Source organism: Micromonospora fiedleri, assembly GCF_016774385.1.
Classification (GTDB): domain Bacteria; phylum Actinomycetota; class Actinomycetes; order Mycobacteriales; family Micromonosporaceae; genus Micromonospora; species Micromonospora gifhornensis.
Genome location: NZ_JAETXL010000001.1, coordinates 167453 through 185492, shown reverse-complemented (window position 1 = coordinate 185492; position 18040 = coordinate 167453). Strand labels below are relative to the sequence as shown.

Here is an 18040-nt window from a genome sequence, read left to right as displayed (position 1 = left end):
GGGGCCCGGTGGCCGGCACCTGCCGCCCGGTCGGTCGCGTGCGACCATGGACAGATGTCCGAAGACACGGTGGTGGTGTGGGACGAGTCGCTGCTCGCCTACGACCTCGGTGACCACCCGCTCGACCCGGTACGGGTGGAGTTGACCATCGCACTGGCCCGGGAACTGGGCGTGCTGCAACGACCCGGGGTACGCCTGATCCGGCCGTGGCCCGCCGACGATGCGCTGCTCACCCGGGTGCACGACCAGCGTTACCTGGACGCGGTCCGGATGGCCCCCCGCGAACCCTTCTTCTCCGGCTTCGGCCTGGGCACCTCGGACAATCCCGTCTTCGACCGGATGCACGAGTCCAGCGCGTTGATCGCGGGTGCGACGGTGGCCGCCGCCGAGGCGGTGTGGTGGGGGCAGGCCCGACGCGCGGTGAACGTGGCCGGCGGCCTGCACCACGCCATGTCCGACCGGGCGGCCGGGTTCTGCATCTACAACGACCCGGCGGTGGCCATCGCCCGGCTGCTCGACCTCGGCGCGGAGCGGATCGCGTACGTCGACGTCGACGTGCACCACGGCGACGGAGTGCAGCAGATCTTCTGGGACGACCCACGGGTGCTGACCGTCAGCCTGCACGAGACCCCCCTCGCGCTCTTTCCCGGCACCGGCTTCCCCGACGAGACCGGCGGCCCGGGCGCCGAGGGCAGCGCGGTCAACATCGCGCTGCCGCCCGCGGTCTCCGACGCCGGCTGGCAACGCGCCTTCCACGCGATCGTCCCGTCGGTGCTGCGCGCGTTCCGTCCGCAGGTGCTGTTCACCCAGTGCGGCGCGGACGCGCACCGCAGTGATCCCCTCGCCGACCTGCATCTGTCCGTCGACGGTCAACGGGCCACCTACCTGGCGTTGCGGGCCCTCGCCGACGAGTTGTGCGAGGGGCGCTGGGTAGCCACCGGTGGTGGCGGGTACGCCCTGGTCGAGGTGGTGCCCCGGGCCTGGACGCACCTGCTGGCGACGGCCACCGGCGCGCCGCTGGATCCGGCCACGCTGACCCCGCCGGCGTGGCGGGCGTTGGCCGCCGCTCGTCGACCCGGCTCCGACGTGCCGTTGCGGATGACCGACGGCGTCGATCCGGGGTACGAGCCGTGGCAGCCCACCGGCGAGCCGAACCCGGTGGACCGGGCGATCGCGGCGACCCGCAAGGCGGTCTTCCCGCTGATCGGTCTCGACCCGCACGATCCGCGCGACTGAGCTGGCCGGGCCCGAGGTGACCACCGCCGACAACGCCATCGACGTGCTGCTCAGCGATGGCCGCACGGTCCAGTTGCGACCGATCCGGCCGTCGGACGCGCCAGCGATCGTCGCCATGCACTCCCGCTTCTCCGAGCGCACCCGCTACCTGCGCTACTTCTCGCCGTACCCGCGCATCCCCGAACGGGATCTGCAACGGTTCGTCAACGTCGACCACGTCGACCGGGAGGCGTTCGTGGTGCTGGCCGGCGAGCGGATCGTCGCCGTCGGCCGGTACGAGCGGCTCGGCCCGGCCGCGCCCGATGCCGAGGTCGCCTTCGTGGTGGAGGACGCCTACCAGGGGCGGGGCATCGGCTCGGTGTTGCTGGAGCATCTGGCCGACGCCGCCCGGCGGGCCGGCATCGTCAACTTCGTCGCCGAGGTGCTGCCGGCCAACGGGGCCATGTTGCGGGTCTTCGCCGACTTCGGCTACCAGCTGCAACGGCAGTTCGCCGACGGCGTGGTGCACCTGACCTTTCCGATCGCTCCCACCGAGGCGACCCTGGAGGTGCAGCGCGGCAGGGAGCAGCGGACCGAGGCCCGATCCATCGCCCGGCTGCTCGCCCCACGCGGCGTCGTCGTCTACGGGGCCAGCGCCACCGGTCAGGGTGTCGGAGCGGCGGTGCTCGGGCACCTGCGCGACGGCGGTTACACCGGTTCCGTGGTGCCGGTGCATCCGACCGCCGTCCGGGTCGCCGGGCTGCCCGCGTACCCGTCGGCGGCCGACGCGGGGCTGCCGGTCGACCTGGCGGTGGTGGCGGTGCCACCGGAGTCCGCGCCCGAGGTGGTCGCGGACGCGGCCAAGGCCGGCGTGCACGGCCTGGTGGTCATCTCCGCCGGCTTCGCCGAGTCCGGTGTCGAGGGCGCCGCCGCGCAGCGCGCCCTGGTCCGCGCGGCCCACGCCGCGGGCATGCGGGTGATCGGCCCGAACTGCCTGGGGGTGGCCAACACCGACCCGACCGTACGCCTCAACGCCACCCTCGCCCCGCGCCTGCCGGTGCCCGGCCGGGTCGGCATCTTCAGCCAGTCGGGCGCGTTCGGGGTGGCCCTGCTGGCCGAGGCGGATCGGCGTGGCCTGGGCCTGTCCAGCTTCGTCTCGGCCGGTAACCGGGCCGACGTCTCCGGCAACGACCTGCTGCAGTACTGGCAGGACGACCCGGCCACCGACGTGATCATGTTGTATCTGGAGACCTTCGGTAACCCGCGCAAGTTCGCCCGGCTGGCCCGGCGGATCGGCCGGGACAAGCCGGTGGTGGCGTTGGCCTCCCCGACGCGCCCACCCGGGGTGGGTGACTCCGTCGGGCCGGACGAGGCGGCGGTGAGCGCGCTGTTCGCACAGTCCGGGGTGATCCGGGTCGACACCGTCGCCGAGCTGCTCGACGTCGGGGTGTTGCTGGCCAACCAGCCGCTGCCGGCCGGTGACCGGGTCGGCATCGTCGGCAACTCCTCGGCGTTGACCGGGCTGGCGGCGACCGCCTGCGCGGCCGCCGGGTTGACCGTCGCGGCGGGATATCCCCGGGACGTCGGCCCGCAGGCCGGCGCGATCGAGTTCGCCGAGGCGCTGACCGTCGCCGCCGCGGACGAGAGCGTCGACGCCCTGGTGGCACTCTTCGCGCCCCCGCTGCCCGGTCAGATCATCGGCACCGAGGCGGATTTCGCGGCCACCCTGCCCGCGGCGTTGACCGCCGACAAGCCTGCGGTGGCGACCTTCCTGGTCGGTCGGGCACCGGCCGGAGTGCCCTCGTACCCGAGCGTGGAGGAGGCGGTCCGCGCGCTCGCCCGGGTCACCGCGTACGCCGACTGGCTGCGCCGACCGCCCGGGGCGCTGCCCGACTTGTCCGATGTCGATCCGATCGCGGCGCAGGCGGCGTTGCGCGGCGACGGGGTCGACAGCGATGCGCTGCTCGCCGCCTACGGCATCGAGGTGGTCCAGTCGGTGTCGGTCGGCTCGGCGGACGAAGCCGTCGAGGCGGCGACCCGGCTCGGCTTCCCGGTGGCGTTGAAGGTCGCCGCCAGCGGGCTGCGGCACCGGCTCGACCTCGGTGCGGTCCGGCTCGACCTGGCCGACGACGCCGCCGTACGCCGCACGTACGCGGAACTGGCGGCGGCGTTCGGCGCGGACGTCCTGGTGCAGCCGATGGTCCCGCCCGGGGTGGCCTGCGTGGTCGAGCTGGTGGAGGATCCGGCGTTCGGTCCGGTCGTCGGCTTCGGGCTCGGTGGCGTCGCCACCGAGCTGCTCGGCGACCGCGCCTGGCGGGCCGTGCCGCTGACCGACCGCGATGCCGCCGAGTTGGTGGACGCGCCGCGCGCGGCCCCGCTGCTGCACGGGCACCGGGGGGCCGAACCGGTGGACCGGGCGGCCCTGGCCGACCTGCTGGTGCGGGTCGGGAGGTTGGCCGACGAACAGCCTCGGGTGCGTTCCCTGACCCTGAACCCGGTGTTGGCCCGCCCGGACGGCTTGTCGGTGCTGCACGCCAGTGTCGGGGTGGGCTCCGCTGTCGCCCGCCCCGACACCGGCCCCCGTCGTCTGTAAAGCGTTGACGCGGCGGTACCGAGCCGCCGCAGGTGTCGGATCGATCAGGCCCGGCTGGAGATCTGTTGCACCGCCCAGGCGTTGCCGTCCGGGTCCGCGAAGTGGATGAAGCCGACATTGTCCAGCGGGTCCGGTACCGGCCGAGGGTTCTCGCCCATCACCTGGATCTCGCTGACCTCGACACCGCGTTCGAGCAGTTGGGTCCGCGCCTTGTGCAGGTCCGGTACGACGAGCTGGAGCCCTTTCAACGACCCCGGCGGCATCTGCGGCACCGCGCCCTTGCCGATCACGATCGAGCAGCCCGAGCCGGGCGGGGTCAACTGCACGAGTCGGATGTCGTCGTTGACCACGGTGTCGTGGTCGACGGTGAAACCGAGTTGGTCGGCGTAGAACGCCTTGGCCCGGTCGAGGTCCGAGACCGGTACGACCACCACTTCCAGTGTCCAGTTCACAGCTTCGCTCCTGGTGTCGTCGCCAGCAGTCCGGCGAGTCGGATGTAGCTCTCGGTGACGCCGCGAGCCATCGGGTAGCGCAGGGCGGTGTCCCGCCCGCCGGGGGTGGCGAAGCGCAGCGTGGTGGTCACCGTGGTGCGCCCGGCCAGCTCGGTGAATTCCTGGTCGACCACGGTCTCGCCGGGGTACGACTGATCGTCGAACAGTTCGGTGTAGACCAGCCGGTGGGGCGGCTCGATCTGCCGGTAGCGCCCACTCTGGCCCATCAGTTGCCCGGCGGGCCCCTGGGAGACGAATCGCCAGGGCCCGCCGACCCGCAGGTCCACCTGGCACTCCACCAGCCGCCAGCCGCGTGCGCCGTACCAGCGGACCAGCAACTCGGGACGGGTGAAGGCGGCGAACACCAGCCGCGCGGGGGCGTCGAACATCCGGCTGAGCACGATCTCCCGATCGCCGGGGGTGTCGACCACGAGGTGATCGTCGATCATGCCCGGTCGCCGCCTTCCGCCTCGGCCGGCTCGCCGGCGGCGGTCTCCTCGGCCGCGCGTAGCTCGTCGAGCAGATTGTCGAGGCGTTGGTAGGACTCCGCCCAGTGGTCGCGGTACGCCGCGAGCCAGGCGGTGGCCTCCTGGAGCGGGCCCGCGTTCAGTCGGCACGGGCGTCGCTGGGCCGATCGACTCCGGCTGATCAGGCCGGCCCGTTCCAGCACCCGGAGGTGTTTGGAGATCGCCGGTTGACTCATCGCGAAGGGCGCGGCGAGTTCGGTGACTGTCGCTTCGCCGGTTGCCAGGCGCGCGAGGATGGCGCGTCGGGTCGGGTCTGCCAGGGCCGCGAAGGTGGCGTCCAGGTCGGTGTGCACGCTGTATAACCTCTCGGTTTTATAACCAAGAGGTTTGTATCCGGATCTGTCGGTCCGCGTCAAGCCGGACACGACGAATGTCGGCCCCGGCGAACCGCCGGGGCCGACATCGCAGCTCACTTCACCGAAGTCAGCAGGCGTACGCCTCCAGCCGCTGCGCCCGCTCCGGCGCCCGCAGCTTGAGCAGCGTCACCTTCTCGATCTGCCGGATCCGCTCGCGGGACAGGCCGAACTCGCGACCGACCTCGTCCAGGGTGCGCTGCCGACCGTCGTCGAGACCGAACCGCAGGCGGATCACCGCCTGCTCCCGCTGCGACAGGGTGGCCAGGACGATGCTCACCTCGTTGCGCAACTCGCCCCGGTCGGCGTCGTCCACCATGCTGGACGGGTCGACGGCGGCGACGAAGTCACCGAGGGCGCTCTCGCCGTCCTCGCCGACCGTCTGGTCCAGACTCACCGGCTCCCGGTCGTACGAGATCAGCTCGATCACCTGGAACTCGGGCACGTCGAGCGCGCGGGCGATCTCGGCGACGGAGGGTTCGCGACCCAGCGACACCGACAGCTCGCGGCGGGCCCGGACCATCCGGTTGACCTGCTCGACCATGTGCACCGGGATGCGGATGGTGCGGGCCTGGTCGGCCATGGCGCGGGTGATGGCCTGGCGGATCCACCAGGTGGCGTAGGTGGAGAACTTGTAGCCCTTGGTGTAGTCGAACTTCTCGACGGCGCGGATGAGGCCGAGGTTGCCTTCCTGGATGAGGTCGAGGAAAGCCATGCCACGACCCGTGTAGCGCTTGGCGATGCTCACCACGAGCCGGAGGTTCGCCTCCAGCAGGTGGTTCTTCGCCGCCTGGCCCTCCTGGGCGATCACCGTCAGGTCGGCGAGCAGCTCGGCGGAGACCGGCGTGCAGGTGGTCAGCTTCTCCTCGGCGAACAGCCCGGCCTCGATCCGCTTGGCGAGCTCGACCTCCTGGGCGGCGGTCAGCAGCTTCGTGCGGCCGATGCCGTTGAGGTAGGCGCGGACCAGGTCCGTGGAGACGCCGCGCTCGTCGGTGGCGTCCAGGTCGGTGAGGGTGTCGATGCCGGGCTCGGCTTCGATGCCGACGCTCGTCCGGTGCTCCATCATCTGCAGGCCCATCTCCGTCTCCCCGTTTCGCGTCCGTGCGGTGCTGCGCGGCCAGTTCTGCCGGTGACACACAGCTTGGCGGTCGGGGCGTAAAACGGGAGTGAGGCGATCACGAACCTGACAGCCCGGAGTCCGGTCGGGTTGGTCGATTCACCCGGTTCGGGTTGCCGGCTCCGGTTACCGTGCCTGCGGCCGGCCGACAGGCGGTCTGCCGGGGACGGACACGACAGTCAAGCGACGGAGGCAACAGTGGTCTTCAAGCGGCTCATGCAGGCGATGGGAGTCGGCGGCCCGTCGGTCGAGACGGTGCTGGCGAACCCGAACTGTCGGCCGGGAGGCCAACTGGAGGGCACCATCACGGTCACCGGCGGCGACCACGCGGTGGACATCTCGTACGTGGCGCTGGGGTTGATGACCCGCGTCGAGGTGGAGAGCGGCGACAACGAGTACTCGACCAACCAGGAGTTCCAACGGCAGCACGTCACCGGGGCATTCCGGCTCGAAGGCGGGCAGCGTCACGACATCCCGTTCCGCTTCGACGTGCCCTGGGAAACCCCGGTGACCGAGCTGTACGGGCGACACCTGGCCGGGATGACCATGGGACTGCGTACGGAGCTGGAGGTGGCTCGGGCGGTCGACTCCAGTGACCTGGACGCGGTGGCGGTGCACCCGCTGCCGGCCCAGGAACGGCTGCTGGAGGCGCTGCTGCGGCTGGGCTTCCGGTTCGCCCGCGCCGACGTGGAACGGGGACACATCTACGGCGTCCACCAGACACTGCCGTTCTACCAGGAGATCGAGTTCTATCCGGCACCGCAGTACGCCGGCGCGATGAAGCAACTGGAGGTCACCTTCATCGCCGATCCCCGACAGCTGCAGGTGGTGTTGGAGCTGGACAAGCGCGGCGGGCTGTTCACCGAGGGCCGGGACGTCTTCGGCCGGTTCACCATGGACTACGCGACCCTCGACCAGACCGACTGGGCCGCCCAACTCGACGGTTGGCTGCGCCAGTCCCTGCAACGCCGGGGCCTGTTCGGCTGACCTTCCGGACCGCCCCCACCGCGCCGGTCCGGGCCGCCCCCACCGTGCGGATGGGGGCGGCCCGGTCGTCAGAGGTCGAGCAGGATGGTGCGGGGACCCACGTTGACGCTTTCCACCAGCATGTGCGCTCGGAAGCGGCCGGTCTGGACCGGTGCGCCGCGTTGCCGCAGCGCCTCGACCACCGCGTCGACCAGCGGCTCGGCCACCTCGGCCGGCGCCGCCGCCGTCCAGGAGGGGCGGCGGCCCTTGCGGGCGTCGCCGTACAGGGTGAACTGGCTGACCACCAGGATCGGTGCGGCGACCTCGGCGGCGGAGCGCTCGTCGTCGAGGATCCGCAGCTCGTGCACCTTGCGCGCCATCGTCCGGGCGGTCTCGACGGTGTCGGTGTGGGTCACCCCGATCAGCACCAGCAGCCCGTCGGTGATCGCACCGACCACCTCGCCGTCGACCGTGACGCTGGCCCGGCCGACGGTCTGCACCACCGCGCGCACTACGCCTCCACCGGCTCGATGAAGCCCCGCTCCACCAGGTGCGCCACGATCGGGCCGGCGGCCTCGGCCAACTCGTCGACGGTGAGGTCGTGCGCGACGGCGAGCAGCGCGAGTTGGTCCCGCAGCGGCAGCCGCCCGTCGGCCCCGCCGACCAGCGCCAGCACCAGCGGGTCGATCTCCTCGTTCCAGCGCAGCCCGTGCGGCATCTCCAGGACCTGGCGATCCACCCCCCAGCCGTCCTCGCCCATGGTGGCCTCCTGGTGCAGTCGCAGCCCTTCGGCGGCGCGGTAGCGGGCGGCCAGCACGCCGTCGGTGCCCTGCTCGCGCAGCCAGTCCTGCCGGTCGAACCAGGTGGCGATGCGGTCACCCATCGGTGCCTGCACCCGCTGGCGCAGATCCTCGACCCGCAGTACCGGGTCGTCGTGGCCACTGCGGCGCAGCGAGACGATGCCGAAGCCGATCGCCTCCACCTTGTGCGCGTCGAACCAGTCGAGCCAGTCGGCCATCCGCTGCGGGTCGGCGACGTCACCGACGTCGGTGAGCCACAGGTTGACGTACGCCATCGGGTCGGCGACCTCGCGTTGGATGACCCAGGCGTCCAGCCCGGTACCGGCGAACCACCCGGTCACCCGTTCGGCCCAGTCCTCGCCGCTCACGTGCACCCAGTTGGCCAGGTACTGCATGGTGCCGCCCTCGGTGAGCAGGGCCGGCGCGGCGGCGGCCAGTTCGGCGCCGATCGCGTCGCCGACCCGGCCGGAGTCGCGGTACACGTGGGTGGTGGTGCCCGGTCCGACCACGAAGGGCGGGTTGCTCACCACCAGGTCGAAGCGGCGGCCCGCCACCGGCGCGACCATGTCGCCGCGCAGCAGTTCCCAGTCCTGACCGTTGAGGGCGGCGGTGGTGGCGGCGAAGCGTAGCGCCCGCCGCGAGACGTCGGTGGCGGTGACCTGCCGCGCGTGGGTGCCCAGGTGCAGCGCCTGCACCCCGGACCCGGTGCCCAGGTCGAGCGCGGTCTCCACCGGCCGGCGGACGGCAGCGCCGATCATGGTCTGGGTGGCCCCACCGATGCCCAGCACGTGCTCGGCGTGCAGCGGTCGGCCGGGTCGGGCGCTGGCCGGTACGTCCGCCAGGACCCACCAGTCGTCGGCGTACGGTTCGAGGTCCAGGCCCATCCGCAGTCCGTCGCCGTGCCGCTCGACGAGCCCGGCCTCCAACGCCTCGGTGATCGTCAGGGGTGCGAGCGCCGCCGCCACGGCCGTCTCCGGCTCGGTCTGCTCGCAGATGAACACCCGGATCAGGGTGGCGAGCGGATCCCGGTCGGTGGTGGCGCGCAGCGCGGCCCGGAAGTCGTTGCGGGCCACCCCGCTGGTCGCTGCCGATCCGAGCCGGCCGGCGATGCCGTTGGCGGTGAAGTCGGCGTTGGTCAACGCGGTCCGCAGCGCGTCGACGCCGGCGGGGGAGAGCAGCATGTCGTGTCCGTCCACCCTGTCATCCTGCCTGGTCGCACCGGGCTCGACCGCTAGCACCCGTGACATGTGAAGTCAATCGATGCACATCTCTGTTATATCCATCGATCTGACGCTAGCATCTCCTGCAACTCAATCCACGGGCGCACCGTCCGGCCAGAAGCCCGGTCGGCTGCCCAGGTAAGGGAGGCAAGACGATGTCCTCAGGGTCCCCCGCGCGGCGCCGCCTCATCCGGGCGTTCGCCGTCGTCGCCACCGCGGCGGCCGTCTCTGCGGCCAGCACCACCGCAGCGGTCGCCGCACCCACCGGTGAGATCCGCGGTGCCGGCGCGTCGAACGCGATCAGCGGAAGCTACCTTGTCGTTCTTCGTTCCGACGCGGTCGGCACCGCCGGATCGTCGGCCGCCCGTGCCGCCGTTCCGGACCGGGCCAGCACCCTGGTCAAGCGGTACGGGGGCAGTGTCTCCGACGTGTTCAGCGCCGCGCTGACCGGCTTCTCCGCCAAGATGACCGCCGCCCAGGCCGCCCGGCTCGCCGCCAACCCGGCGGTGGAGTACGTGGAGCAGGACCAGGTGATCACGCTTGCGGCGACCCAGACCAACGCGACCTGGGGCCTGGACCGCATCGACCAGCGCAACCGTCCGCTGAGCGGCACCTTCACCTACCCGAACACGGCCACCAACGTGCGGGCGTACATCATCGACACCGGCATCCGGACCACCCACGGTCAGTTCGGTGGCCGGGCCACCTGGGGCACCAACACGGTGGACAGCAACAACACCGACTGCAACGGCCACGGCACCCACGTCGCCGGTACGGTCGGCGGCTCGACCTACGGTGTCGCCAAGGGCGTCCGCCTGATCGCGGTGAAGGTGCTCAACTGCTCCGGCGGCGGCACCACCACCAGCGTGGTCAACGGCGTGAACTGGGTGACCGCCAACGCGGTGAAGCCGGCCGTGGCCAACATGAGCCTCGGCGGTGGGGCCAGCACCTCCATCGACAACGCCGTGGCCAACTCGATCCGCGCCGGCATCAGCTACGCCGTGGCGGCCGGTAACTCGAACGCCAACGCCTGCAACTACTCGCCGGCCCGTACCTCGACCGCGATCACGGTCGGCTCGACGACCAGCACCGACGCCCGGTCGTCCTTCTCCAACTACGGCTCCTGCGTGCACATCTTCGCGCCGGGTTCGAGCGTGCTGTCCGCGTACCACACCAGCAACACCGCCACCAGCACGCTGAGCGGCACCTCGATGGCCTCGCCGCACGTGGCCGGCGCCGCCGCCCTCGTCCTGTCGGCCAACCCGTCGTGGACGCCGGCGCAGGTCAAGACCTACCTGGTCAACAACGCCACCACCGGCGTGATCAGCAGCCCGGGCAGCGGCTCGCCGAACCGCCTGCTGTTCGTGGTCAACTGACCCTGACCTGAAACCGGCCCGGCGGATCACCGATCCGCCGGGCCGCTTCACGCCGCCAGGTCGACAAGCACCGAGGTGGTCGAAGTGGTCTGAGCCGGGAAGGCCCGCGCCGGGCCGTCGACGTGCACCGTCACCTGGCCGCCCACCGGCCAGTCGGCGCCGCCGTCGAGGATCCGCGCGGTGATCCGGGTGCCGTCGGCCAGCCGGAGCCCGATCAACGCGTCATGCCCGTGGAAGTCGTGTCGCAGGACGCTGGCGGTGACCCCGGCCGATCCGGCGGCGACGCGCACCTGCTCCGGGCGGACCAGCACGGTGACCGGACCGTCGGTCACCGTACCGGTCACCGGCAGCACGCCGAGCGAGGTCCGGGCGGTGCCCTGTTCGACGACCGCGGGCAGCAGCACCGCGTCGCCGACGAACCCGGCCACCCACACGTCGACCGGCTCGCGGTAGATGGCGGTCGGCGCGTCGGCCTGGATCACCCGTCCGTCGCGGAGCACCACGACCTTGTCGGCCACCGACAGCGCCTCGCCCTGGTCGTGGGTCACCAATACGCCGGTCGCGCCGTCGGCGCGCAACGCCTCGCGTACGTCGTGCCGCAGTCCCGCCCGCAGACCGGCGTCGAGGGCGCTGAACGGCTCGTCCAGCAGCACCACCGACGGTCGGGGCGCCAGCGCCCGGGCCACCGCGACCCGCTGCTGCTGCCCGCCGGAGAGCTGATGCGGCATTCGGCCGCCATATCCGGCGAGCCCGACAAGCGTCAGCACCTCCTCGACCCGGTCGGATCGCCGGGCGGCGCGGTCCAGGCCGTACCCCACGTTGTCCGCCACGCTCAGATGCGGGAAGAGCGCGCCCTCCTGGGGTACCACCGCGATGTTGCGCCGGTGCGCCGGCAGCTGCCGCCCGCCGCCCGCCACCCGGCTGCCGTCGATCAGGATCTCCCCGGCGTCGATCCGCTCGAAGCCGGCCAGGCAGCGCAGCAGCGTGGTCTTGCCGCAGCCCGAGGGCCCGAGCACGGCGGTCAGTTTGCCGGAAGGCACCCTGACGTCCACCCCGGCCAGGGCGGTGACCTGCCCGTACCGCTTGACCACCCCGCTGAGCACGACGTCGCTCATGCCGGCCCTCCACTGAATTGATGATGTGTTCTGCTCATGCCCGCTCCTCCTTGTCGAGCAGGCCGCTACGGGCGACCAGCAGCCAGGTGGGCAGGGCGGAGATCGCCACCAGCAGCGCAGCGTAGGGTGCCGCGGCGGCGTAGGCGCCGACGGCGGTGCTGGTCCACAGCTCGGTGGCCAGGGTGTCCATCCCGGTGGGCCGCAGCAGCAGGGTGGCGGGCAGTTCCTTCATGCCGGTGAGGAAGACCAGCGCGGCCCCGGCGCCGATGCCGGGCAGGATCAGCGGCAGGGTCACCGTCCGCAGCACGGTCCACGGCCCACGGCCGAGTGACCGGGCCACCTCCTCCAGACCGGCGGGGGACTGGGCGGCCGCGCCGGCCACCGTGCCGACCGCCAACGGCAGGAACAGGGTGGCGTACGCGAGGGCGAGCAGCCACCAGGTCTGGTAGAGCGGGTACGCCACGTTGATGCCGAAGAAGATCAGCGAGAGCCCGATCACCACGCCGGGAAGGGCGTGGGCCAGATAGGCCAGCCGGTCCAGCAGGCTGGTCAGCGGGCCGGGCGCCCGTGCCGTGAGCAACCCCAGGGGCAGCGCCAGCAGCATGGTCAACGCTGCGCCGGCCAGTGAGACGGTAAGCGAGTTCCCGGCTGCGGCGAGCACCTCGGGCAGCGCGCCGGGGCGGGACACGCCGGCGGCCAGCCGCCGCCCGAGACTGACCGCCGGCACGCCGAGCGCCAGCCCGGCGACCCCGACGAGAACGGCGATGACCGGCCAGCGGGCCGGGCCGAGCGGCAGCCGGGACACCGGCCGACGGGCACCGCCGAGCCGGGAGTACCGGGCGCCCCGACGACGGGTGGCGGTCTCGCCGGTCAGCAGCAGCACCGTCAGCGCCACCAGCACGCAGGAGAGCACCAGCGCTCCGGTCCGGTCGAAGCCCATGTCGAAGGCGACGAAGATGGCCCGGGTGAAGGTGTCGGCGCGCAGGATGGACACGGCACCGAAGTCGGAGAGTACGTAGAGCGCGACCAGCAGGGCCCCGGCCGCGGTGGCCGGGCGGATCTGCCGCAGGGTCACCGCGGTGAAGGTCTGCCAGCCGCTGCGCCCCAGCGACCGGGACACCTCCTCCTGGGCCGGGTCGGCCCCGCGCAGCGCGGCGGCGACCGGCAGCAGCACGTACGGGTAGGAGCAGAGGGTCAGCACCAGCGCGGCCGGCCAGAACCCCTCCCACTGGGGCACCGTGGAGACCCAGGCGAAGGCCGCGATGTAGGTCGGTACGGCCAGCGGCAGGGCCGCCAGCACGGCGAAGATCCGACGACCGGGCAGGTCGGTGCGGGTGACCAGGAAGGCGGTACCCACGCCGAGCAGCACACAGGCCGTGGTGACCACCGCCGCCAGGCCGATGCTGCGCAGCGCGAGCAGGCCCACCCGCTCGGTCCACAACTCCGCGGCGATCCGGTCCCAGCCCGCCTCGGCGGTGCGTACCGCGAGGTAGGCCAGCGGGATCAGGGCGACGGCCACCGCGGCGGTCGAGGCCGCGAGCAACGCCGGCCGGGGAGCCAGCCGCCGCACCTGCCCGGGTACGCCGAACAGGGCCGACCCGGTGCGGGACGGCCCTGTGACGGTCGGCGGAGCGGTCAGGGGACCAACCCCGAGTTCTTGATCATGGAGACGGTGGCGTCGAGCGTGTCCAGGTCGTTCAGGTCGATCTGCGGCACCGCCAGGTCGGCCAGGGCCGGCACGAACGCCGGGGCGGGCGCGCCGTCGATCACCGGGTACTCGTAGGTCTGCTCGGCGAAGTAGGTCTGGGCCTCGGTGCCGAGCAGGAAGTCCACGAACGTCTGCACGTCCGGGTTGTCGGCCGCGCGCTTGAGCACGCCCACGCCTGCCACGTTGACCAGCCCACCGGTGTCGCCGCCGGGGAAGAAGTGCAGCTTGGCCTTGAGTGCGTCCGGCGTGGTGCCCTGCTCCTTGGCGACCTCGCCCAGGTAGTAGTGGTTGATCAGGCCGGCCGGGATCGCGCCGCTGATCACGTCCTCCAGGATCTTGCCGTTGCCGTCGCGGATCTGCGGGTCGTTGGCCTTGAGCCCGCGCAGGAACTCCTCGGCCTTGGCGTCGTCGTGCTGCACCCGGATGGCCGTGATGAACGCCTGGAACGACGCGTTGGTCGGTGCGACGCCGACCTTGCCCTTCCAGGCCGGCCCGGTGAGGTCGAACACCGAGGCGGGCAGCTGGTCGGCCGGTACCAGGTCCGGGTTGTAGGCCAGCACCCGGGCGCGGGCGCTCACGCCGACCCACTGGCCGTTGCCGGCGCGGTAGGTGGCCGGCACCTTCGCCGTGGTGGCCTCCGGAAGGGTGCTGAACATGCCCTGCTTGGCAACGGTGCCGAGAGCTCCGGCGTCCTGGGCGAGGAACACGTCGGCCGGGGACTTGTCGCCCTCCTCGACCAGTTGGGCCGCGAGCTGTGCGGTGTTCGCGTAGCGGGCGTTGACGGCGATGCCGGTCTGCTCGGTGAACTTGTCCAGCAGCGGCTTGATCAGCTGCTCGTTGCGCCCGCTGTAAACGGTGATCTGCTTGTCGGCGGACTGATCGGAGCCGGTTGCCTTGTCCTCCTCGCCCGATCCGCAGGCAGCCAGGCCGACGGTGAGCAGACTGGCGGCGAGCAACGCACGCGCGATGCGGCGGGTGGCAGGCACGGTGAACCCCTTCTCCGGTTGATCCGGCAGCCCGGTACTGGTCGGGCGACCGACGCGCCGAAGTTAGCACAGGCTAACCTCAGTTCGGAATTCGGTAGGGTGCTGCACCGGTTCGGGTGAGGCAGGTCATTGACTGTCCGGATCTTCCGGCCAGTTGGCCGTGAAGATCCAGTCGAGGCCGTCCTCCCCTTCCGTGTCCAGCTGCGGCGCCCGCCGTAGACCGGCGCGTACGGCCACTGTCGACGACGCGGTGTTGTCGGGTCGAACTCGGGCGATGACCGGATGCGCGGTCAGGTGTCCGGCTGCCCAGTCGACCACGGCGGTGGCGGCCTCCGTGGCGAACCCGTTGCCCCAGACCGGCGGGTCGAGACGGTAGAAGAGGTTCGACACGGTACGACAGTGCAGCGTCATCAGCTTGATGCCGCAGAAGCCGAGCGGCTGGTGGTCCCGCAGGTGGAGGTGGACGGTCCAGTAGCCGAAACCGTGTCGCTCCCAGTGCTCGTTCCAACGCAGGTAGCGCTCCTCGGCTTCGGCCCGGGTGTCGAGGGCGTCGGCCGGATTGTGAGCGTACGCCCGGGGGTCGCGGTGGAGGCGATGGATGGTGTCGATGTCGGCGGGGGTCGGGCGGCGCAGTGAGAGCCGAGGAGTCCGCAACTCCTCGTGGTCGATCAGGTCGGCATGGCCCATGTCTGATTCTCCCTCTGCTGGCATGGGACCGAGGTCGGCCTGCTGATGGGATTCGACACGCCTCGGTCGTCCGACGTCGGTTGCCCGGGCCGGTAGGGGAACATGGCTGCCATGACGCTCGCACTGCCCATTGACCCGCAAGCGAACCAGCTGCTGGTTTCTGACCCGTTGGCCCTGCTCGTCGGCATGGTTCTTGATCAGCAGGTGTCGATGGAGAAGGCGTTCTCTTCTCCGTACGTGCTGACTCAGCGACTCGGTCACGACCTGGACGCCCGCGAGATCGCCGGGTACGACCCGGAGGCCCTGGTGGCGCTCTTCGCCCAGCCGCCGGCCCTGCACCGGTTCCCGAAGGCGATGGCGGCCCGGGTGCAGGAGGTGTGCCGGGCACTGGTCGCGCACTACGACGGCGATGCGGCCCGGCTCTGGGCCGATGCGGCGGACGGCCGTGAGTTGCTCGCCCGCATCGCCGCCCTGCCCGGGTTCGGTCGGCAGAAGGCGCAGATCTTCCTCGCCCTGCTCGGCAAGCGGTTCGGGGTGCAGCCGCCCGGCTGGCAGGAGGCGGCGGGCGACTACGGCGACCCGGATGCGCACCGCTCCGTCGCCGACGTCACCGACGCCGAGTCACTGCGCCTGGTCCGGGAGTACAAGCAGCAGATGAAGGCGGCGGCGAAGGCGAAAGCCACCGGCGCCTGACCGCTGGCCGGGTTTCCGCCCTCGGCCGGGCCGGGTCGATCGTCAGGCGGCGCTGGGCTGGGCCAGCGAGGCGATGGCCCGCCGGACGTCGGCCAGCGAGACGGTGGCCGAGTCGTCCAGGTCGGCGAGACCGGCCTCGATCCACTGCCGCATCAGGGTGGTCACACCGATGCCTCGGGCGTCGGCCGCTGCCCGGACCCGTTCGTAGGTCTCCAGCGGCAGCCGCACCGAGCGGCTGACCATCGGGGTGTCGGTGTCGGGGACGGGAAGCTCCACGGCTCGGCTCTCGTCGATCAACTCGGCGAGCCGCTCACCGCCGCTGTGGAACTGCTTGGTCGCGTCGTGACGGTCCATCGTCACCGCCTCCTGCTCTCCGGAGATTTTCGTACCGCCTCGTCGTAGCGCTTGGCCTCGACGTCACTCAACTCGCGGGCGGACAGGACGTCCCAGTCGTTGTCGGCCCCGTCGGCCTCGGCCAGCAGCACCGCGATCCGCCGCCCCTGGGCGGTGGTGGCGTACACCACCATCACGTCGTCACCGAGGTGGCGGATGACGCGTCGGCTGCTGTGCAGCCCCGCCCAGACTTCCCCGGGTGTGACGTCGTAGACCCGCAGGTTGGCCAACGCCTCGTCGGTGAAGCTGAACCGGCTGCCCACAGCGAGAGCGTACCACGCACGTAACACGAACCTTGGGCCGACGAACCTCGCCGCCCGGGCCGCGGTGGTGACAGGATGGGTGGGGATCCCCGAGGAGGTACACGGTGAAGCGTCAGGCGTACCGACCGATCCTCATCACCGACGCCTCGCGAAGCCAGGACGACCAACTGACCACCCGGCAGCGGCGGTACGTCATGATGATGTGCGTCCGGGCGGCCTGCGTGGTCGTCGGCGCGATCCTGGTCGGCGCCAAGGCGCCCCTGCTCTGGCTCTGGCTACCCCTGGTGGCGCTGGGCATGCTGATCGTCCCCTGGCTGGCGGTGCTGCTGGCCAACGACCGTCCCCCGAAGGACGAGCACCGGTTCGCCAACCGCTTCCGCCGCGGCCAGCCGACGGAGGCCCCGGCGAGGAGTCTCACCGCCGAGGAACGCCCGCACAAGGTCATCGACGCCGAGCCCTGACCGCCGGCGCAGCTCGCGCGGGGGCCGGAGGAATCCCGGTCAACCCCGCGCGAGGCCGTGCTGTCGTCGTGGTCCGCGTTACCCGGTCAGCCGGACGGGCGGGCACCGACCTGGGACACCGCCGCCGCGCCGAGGCGGGTGGCCCGCTCCAGGGCGGCGTGCGGCGCGGCGCCGGCCAGCCATCCGGTCAGCAGTCCGGCGGCGAAGGCGTCACCGGCTCCGGTCACGTCGACCACCGCCACCCGGCGGGCGGGGATGGTGACGATTGTCGGCTTCCGGTCCACCCAGGTCGCGCCGGCCGCGCCCTGCTTGACCACCACCCGCCGGGCCGAGGCGACAAGCGCGCGTGCCTGGGCCACCGGGTCGAGGCCACCGGCCAGCACCGCCGCCTCGTCGGTGTTCACCAGCAGCAGGTCGACCTCGCGTATCCAGGACAGGAAGGCTGCCGCACCGACCGCTCGCAGCGGTGCGGCCGAGGCCGCGTCGACGCTTGTCGTCATGCCGCGCTGGCGGGCGACCTTCAGCGCGTGCAGCCCGGCCGGCCGGGAGCCGGCGTCCAGCAGGGCATAGCCGGACAGATGCAGATGGGTCGCGTCCTCGGCGGCGGCCAGCGCCATGTCGACGTGCTCGGGCGTCAACCGGACGTTCGCCCCGCGTTCGGTCACCATGGTGCGTTCGTCGCCCACGGCCAGCACGATCACCGTTCCGGTGGCACAGCCGGGTACCCGGGCCACCACGCAGTCGACCCCCGCGGTGGTCAGCTCCGCCACCCGGTCCCGTCCCGCGGTGTCGTCGCCGACCGCGGCGACAAGCGTCACCGGCACACCCTGCGCGGCGAGCCAGGAGGCCGTGTTGGCGGCCTGGCCGCCCCCGGTGAACTGGATCGCCGCCGCCGTGTCCGAGCCGGTCGCGAGCGGGCCGGTCAGCACCGCCACCACGTCCGTGATCACGTCACCGACAACGATGACCCGACCGGTACGGCTGGCCGCGTCCGGTGTGCCGACGGCACCGGTGTCCCGCCCGGCGGTCCGCTCGCTCACGGCTCCGCCAGGGTTCGTGGCTGCGCGGCTCGCAGG

19 protein-coding genes are annotated in these 18040 nt (G+C 72.0%); 6 read left to right on the top strand and 13 right to left on the bottom strand.

Annotation, left to right across the window (positions count from 1 at the left end):
- Positions 1-54 precede the first annotated feature (54 nt).
- Positions 55-1236 (top strand): acetoin utilization protein AcuC, encoded by a 1182-nt coding sequence (locus tag JMF97_RS00850; protein ID WP_203219781.1) that lies wholly within the window; start codon positions 55-57, stop codon positions 1234-1236.
- A 16-nt stretch (positions 1237-1252) separates the two neighbouring features.
- Positions 1253-3808: a bifunctional acetate--CoA ligase family protein/GNAT family N-acetyltransferase gene (locus tag JMF97_RS00845; RefSeq protein WP_203219780.1), complete on the top strand. Its 2556-nt coding sequence runs from the start codon at positions 1253-1255 to the stop codon at positions 3806-3808.
- Positions 3809-3852: 44 nt separating this feature from the next.
- Here JMF97_RS00845 and JMF97_RS00840 read toward each other — a convergent pair whose 3' ends face one another.
- From JMF97_RS00840 to sigB, 4 genes are all read right to left on the bottom strand, one after another.
- Positions 3853-4260 carry a VOC family protein gene (locus JMF97_RS00840; protein WP_102660983.1) on the bottom strand — a complete coding sequence of 136 codons (408 nt, stop codon included), beginning with the start codon at positions 4258-4260 and terminating at the stop codon, positions 3853-3855.
- On the bottom strand, positions 4257-4748 hold the full coding sequence (locus tag JMF97_RS00835; protein WP_203219779.1) for an SRPBCC family protein: 492 nt from the start codon (positions 4746-4748) through the stop codon (positions 4257-4259). Before JMF97_RS00835 ends, JMF97_RS00840 begins: the two co-directional genes overlap by 4 nt.
- Positions 4745-5119, bottom strand: a complete 375-nt coding sequence (locus tag JMF97_RS00830) for an ArsR/SmtB family transcription factor (RefSeq protein WP_203219778.1) — start codon at positions 5117-5119, stop codon at positions 4745-4747. Before JMF97_RS00830 ends, JMF97_RS00835 begins: the two co-directional genes overlap by 4 nt.
- 130 nt (positions 5120-5249) lie before the next feature.
- The gene (gene sigB, locus JMF97_RS00825) at positions 5250-6257 is read right to left on the bottom strand and encodes an RNA polymerase sigma factor SigB (protein ID WP_126712188.1); all 1008 of its coding nucleotides are present in this window, start codon (positions 6255-6257) and stop codon (positions 5250-5252) included.
- A 237-nt stretch (positions 6258-6494) separates the two neighbouring features.
- Between sigB and JMF97_RS00820 the strand changes: the two genes are divergently transcribed.
- Positions 6495-7283 (top strand): sporulation protein, encoded by a 789-nt coding sequence (locus JMF97_RS00820; RefSeq protein ID WP_203219777.1) that lies wholly within the window; start codon positions 6495-6497, stop codon positions 7281-7283.
- 68 nt (positions 7284-7351) lie between these two features.
- On the opposite strand, the gene dtd is transcribed toward JMF97_RS00820, so the two are convergent.
- Complete coding sequence (gene dtd / locus JMF97_RS00815; RefSeq protein WP_013732280.1) at positions 7352-7774, bottom strand: D-aminoacyl-tRNA deacylase; 423 nt, start codon at positions 7772-7774, stop codon at positions 7352-7354.
- Complete coding sequence (locus JMF97_RS00810; protein WP_203219776.1) at positions 7774-9258, bottom strand: DUF7782 domain-containing protein; 1485 nt, start codon at positions 9256-9258, stop codon at positions 7774-7776. Before JMF97_RS00810 ends, dtd begins: the two co-directional genes overlap by 1 nt.
- Positions 9259-9437: 179 nt before the next feature.
- On the opposite strand from JMF97_RS00810, the gene JMF97_RS00805 reads away from it, so the two are divergent.
- Positions 9438-10658: a S8 family peptidase gene (locus tag JMF97_RS00805; protein WP_203219775.1), complete on the top strand. Its 1221-nt coding sequence runs from the start codon at positions 9438-9440 to the stop codon at positions 10656-10658.
- Positions 10659-10705: 47 nt separating this feature from the next.
- Here the strand turns inward: JMF97_RS00805 and JMF97_RS00800 are convergent, their stop codons facing one another.
- The 4 genes from JMF97_RS00800 to JMF97_RS00785 all read right to left on the bottom strand — a co-directional run bounded on the left by JMF97_RS00800 (position 10706) and on the right by JMF97_RS00785 (position 15154).
- Entirely contained in the window at positions 10706-11773 is a 1068-nt protein-coding gene (locus tag JMF97_RS00800; protein WP_203219774.1) for an ABC transporter ATP-binding protein, read from the bottom strand.
- 34 nt (positions 11774-11807) lie between these two features.
- On the bottom strand, positions 11808-13343 hold the full coding sequence (locus JMF97_RS00795; protein WP_203219773.1) for an ABC transporter permease: 1536 nt from the start codon (positions 13341-13343) through the stop codon (positions 11808-11810).
- A 65-nt stretch (positions 13344-13408) separates the two neighbouring features.
- The gene (locus JMF97_RS00790) at positions 13409-14467 is read right to left on the bottom strand and encodes an iron ABC transporter substrate-binding protein (RefSeq protein WP_013732285.1); all 1059 of its coding nucleotides are present in this window, start codon (positions 14465-14467) and stop codon (positions 13409-13411) included.
- 126 nt (positions 14468-14593) lie between these two features.
- Complete coding sequence (locus JMF97_RS00785; protein ID WP_203219772.1) at positions 14594-15154, bottom strand: GNAT family N-acetyltransferase; 561 nt, start codon at positions 15152-15154, stop codon at positions 14594-14596.
- Positions 15155-15265: 111 nt separating this feature from the next.
- Here JMF97_RS00785 and JMF97_RS00780 point away from each other — a divergent pair, with 111 nt between their 5' ends.
- Entirely contained in the window at positions 15266-15847 is a 582-nt protein-coding gene (locus tag JMF97_RS00780; RefSeq protein WP_013732287.1) for an HhH-GPD-type base excision DNA repair protein, read from the top strand.
- Between the two features lie 42 nt (positions 15848-15889).
- Here the strand turns inward: JMF97_RS00780 and JMF97_RS00775 are convergent, their stop codons facing one another.
- Together JMF97_RS00775 and JMF97_RS00770 are read right to left on the bottom strand one after the other, a co-directional pair.
- The gene (locus tag JMF97_RS00775; protein WP_043723428.1) at positions 15890-16201 is read right to left on the bottom strand and encodes a hypothetical protein; all 312 of its coding nucleotides are present in this window, start codon (positions 16199-16201) and stop codon (positions 15890-15892) included.
- 2 nt (positions 16202-16203) lie between these two features.
- On the bottom strand, positions 16204-16503 hold the full coding sequence (locus tag JMF97_RS00770) for a hypothetical protein (protein WP_307816715.1): 300 nt from the start codon (positions 16501-16503) through the stop codon (positions 16204-16206).
- 104 nt (positions 16504-16607) lie between these two features.
- Between JMF97_RS00770 and JMF97_RS00765 the strand changes: the two genes are divergently transcribed.
- Positions 16608-16964: a DUF3099 domain-containing protein gene (locus JMF97_RS00765; protein WP_013732290.1), complete on the top strand. Its 357-nt coding sequence runs from the start codon at positions 16608-16610 to the stop codon at positions 16962-16964.
- A gap of 86 nt (positions 16965-17050) precedes the next feature.
- On the opposite strand, the gene JMF97_RS00760 is transcribed toward JMF97_RS00765, so the two are convergent.
- Entirely contained in the window at positions 17051-17929 is an 879-nt protein-coding gene (locus JMF97_RS00760) for a carbohydrate kinase family protein (RefSeq protein WP_203220271.1), read from the bottom strand.
- Positions 17930-18040: the final 111 nt, after the last annotated feature.

What these genes read in the sequence shown, in the direction of transcription:
- JMF97_RS00850 (WP_203219781.1), top strand. Translation starts at nt 55, where the DNA reads ATGTCCGAAGACACGGTGGTGGTGTGGGACGAGTCGCTGCTCGCCTAC.
- JMF97_RS00835 (WP_203219779.1), bottom strand. Translation starts at nt 4,748, where the DNA reads ATGATCGACGATCACCTCGTGGTCGACACCCCCGGCGATCGGGAGATC.
- sigB (WP_126712188.1), bottom strand. Translation starts at nt 6,257, where the DNA reads ATGGGCCTGCAGATGATGGAGCACCGGACGAGCGTCGGCATCGAAGCC.
- JMF97_RS00805 (WP_203219775.1), top strand. Translation starts at nt 9,438, where the DNA reads ATGTCCTCAGGGTCCCCCGCGCGGCGCCGCCTCATCCGGGCGTTCGCC.
- JMF97_RS00800 (WP_203219774.1), bottom strand. Translation starts at nt 11,773, where the DNA reads ATGAGCGACGTCGTGCTCAGCGGGGTGGTCAAGCGGTACGGGCAGGTC.
- JMF97_RS00785 (WP_203219772.1), bottom strand. Translation starts at nt 15,154, where the DNA reads ATGGGCCATGCCGACCTGATCGACCACGAGGAGTTGCGGACTCCTCGG.
- JMF97_RS00780 (WP_013732287.1), top strand. Translation starts at nt 15,266, where the DNA reads ATGACGCTCGCACTGCCCATTGACCCGCAAGCGAACCAGCTGCTGGTT.
- JMF97_RS00775 (WP_043723428.1), bottom strand. Translation starts at nt 16,201, where the DNA reads ATGGACCGTCACGACGCGACCAAGCAGTTCCACAGCGGCGGTGAGCGG.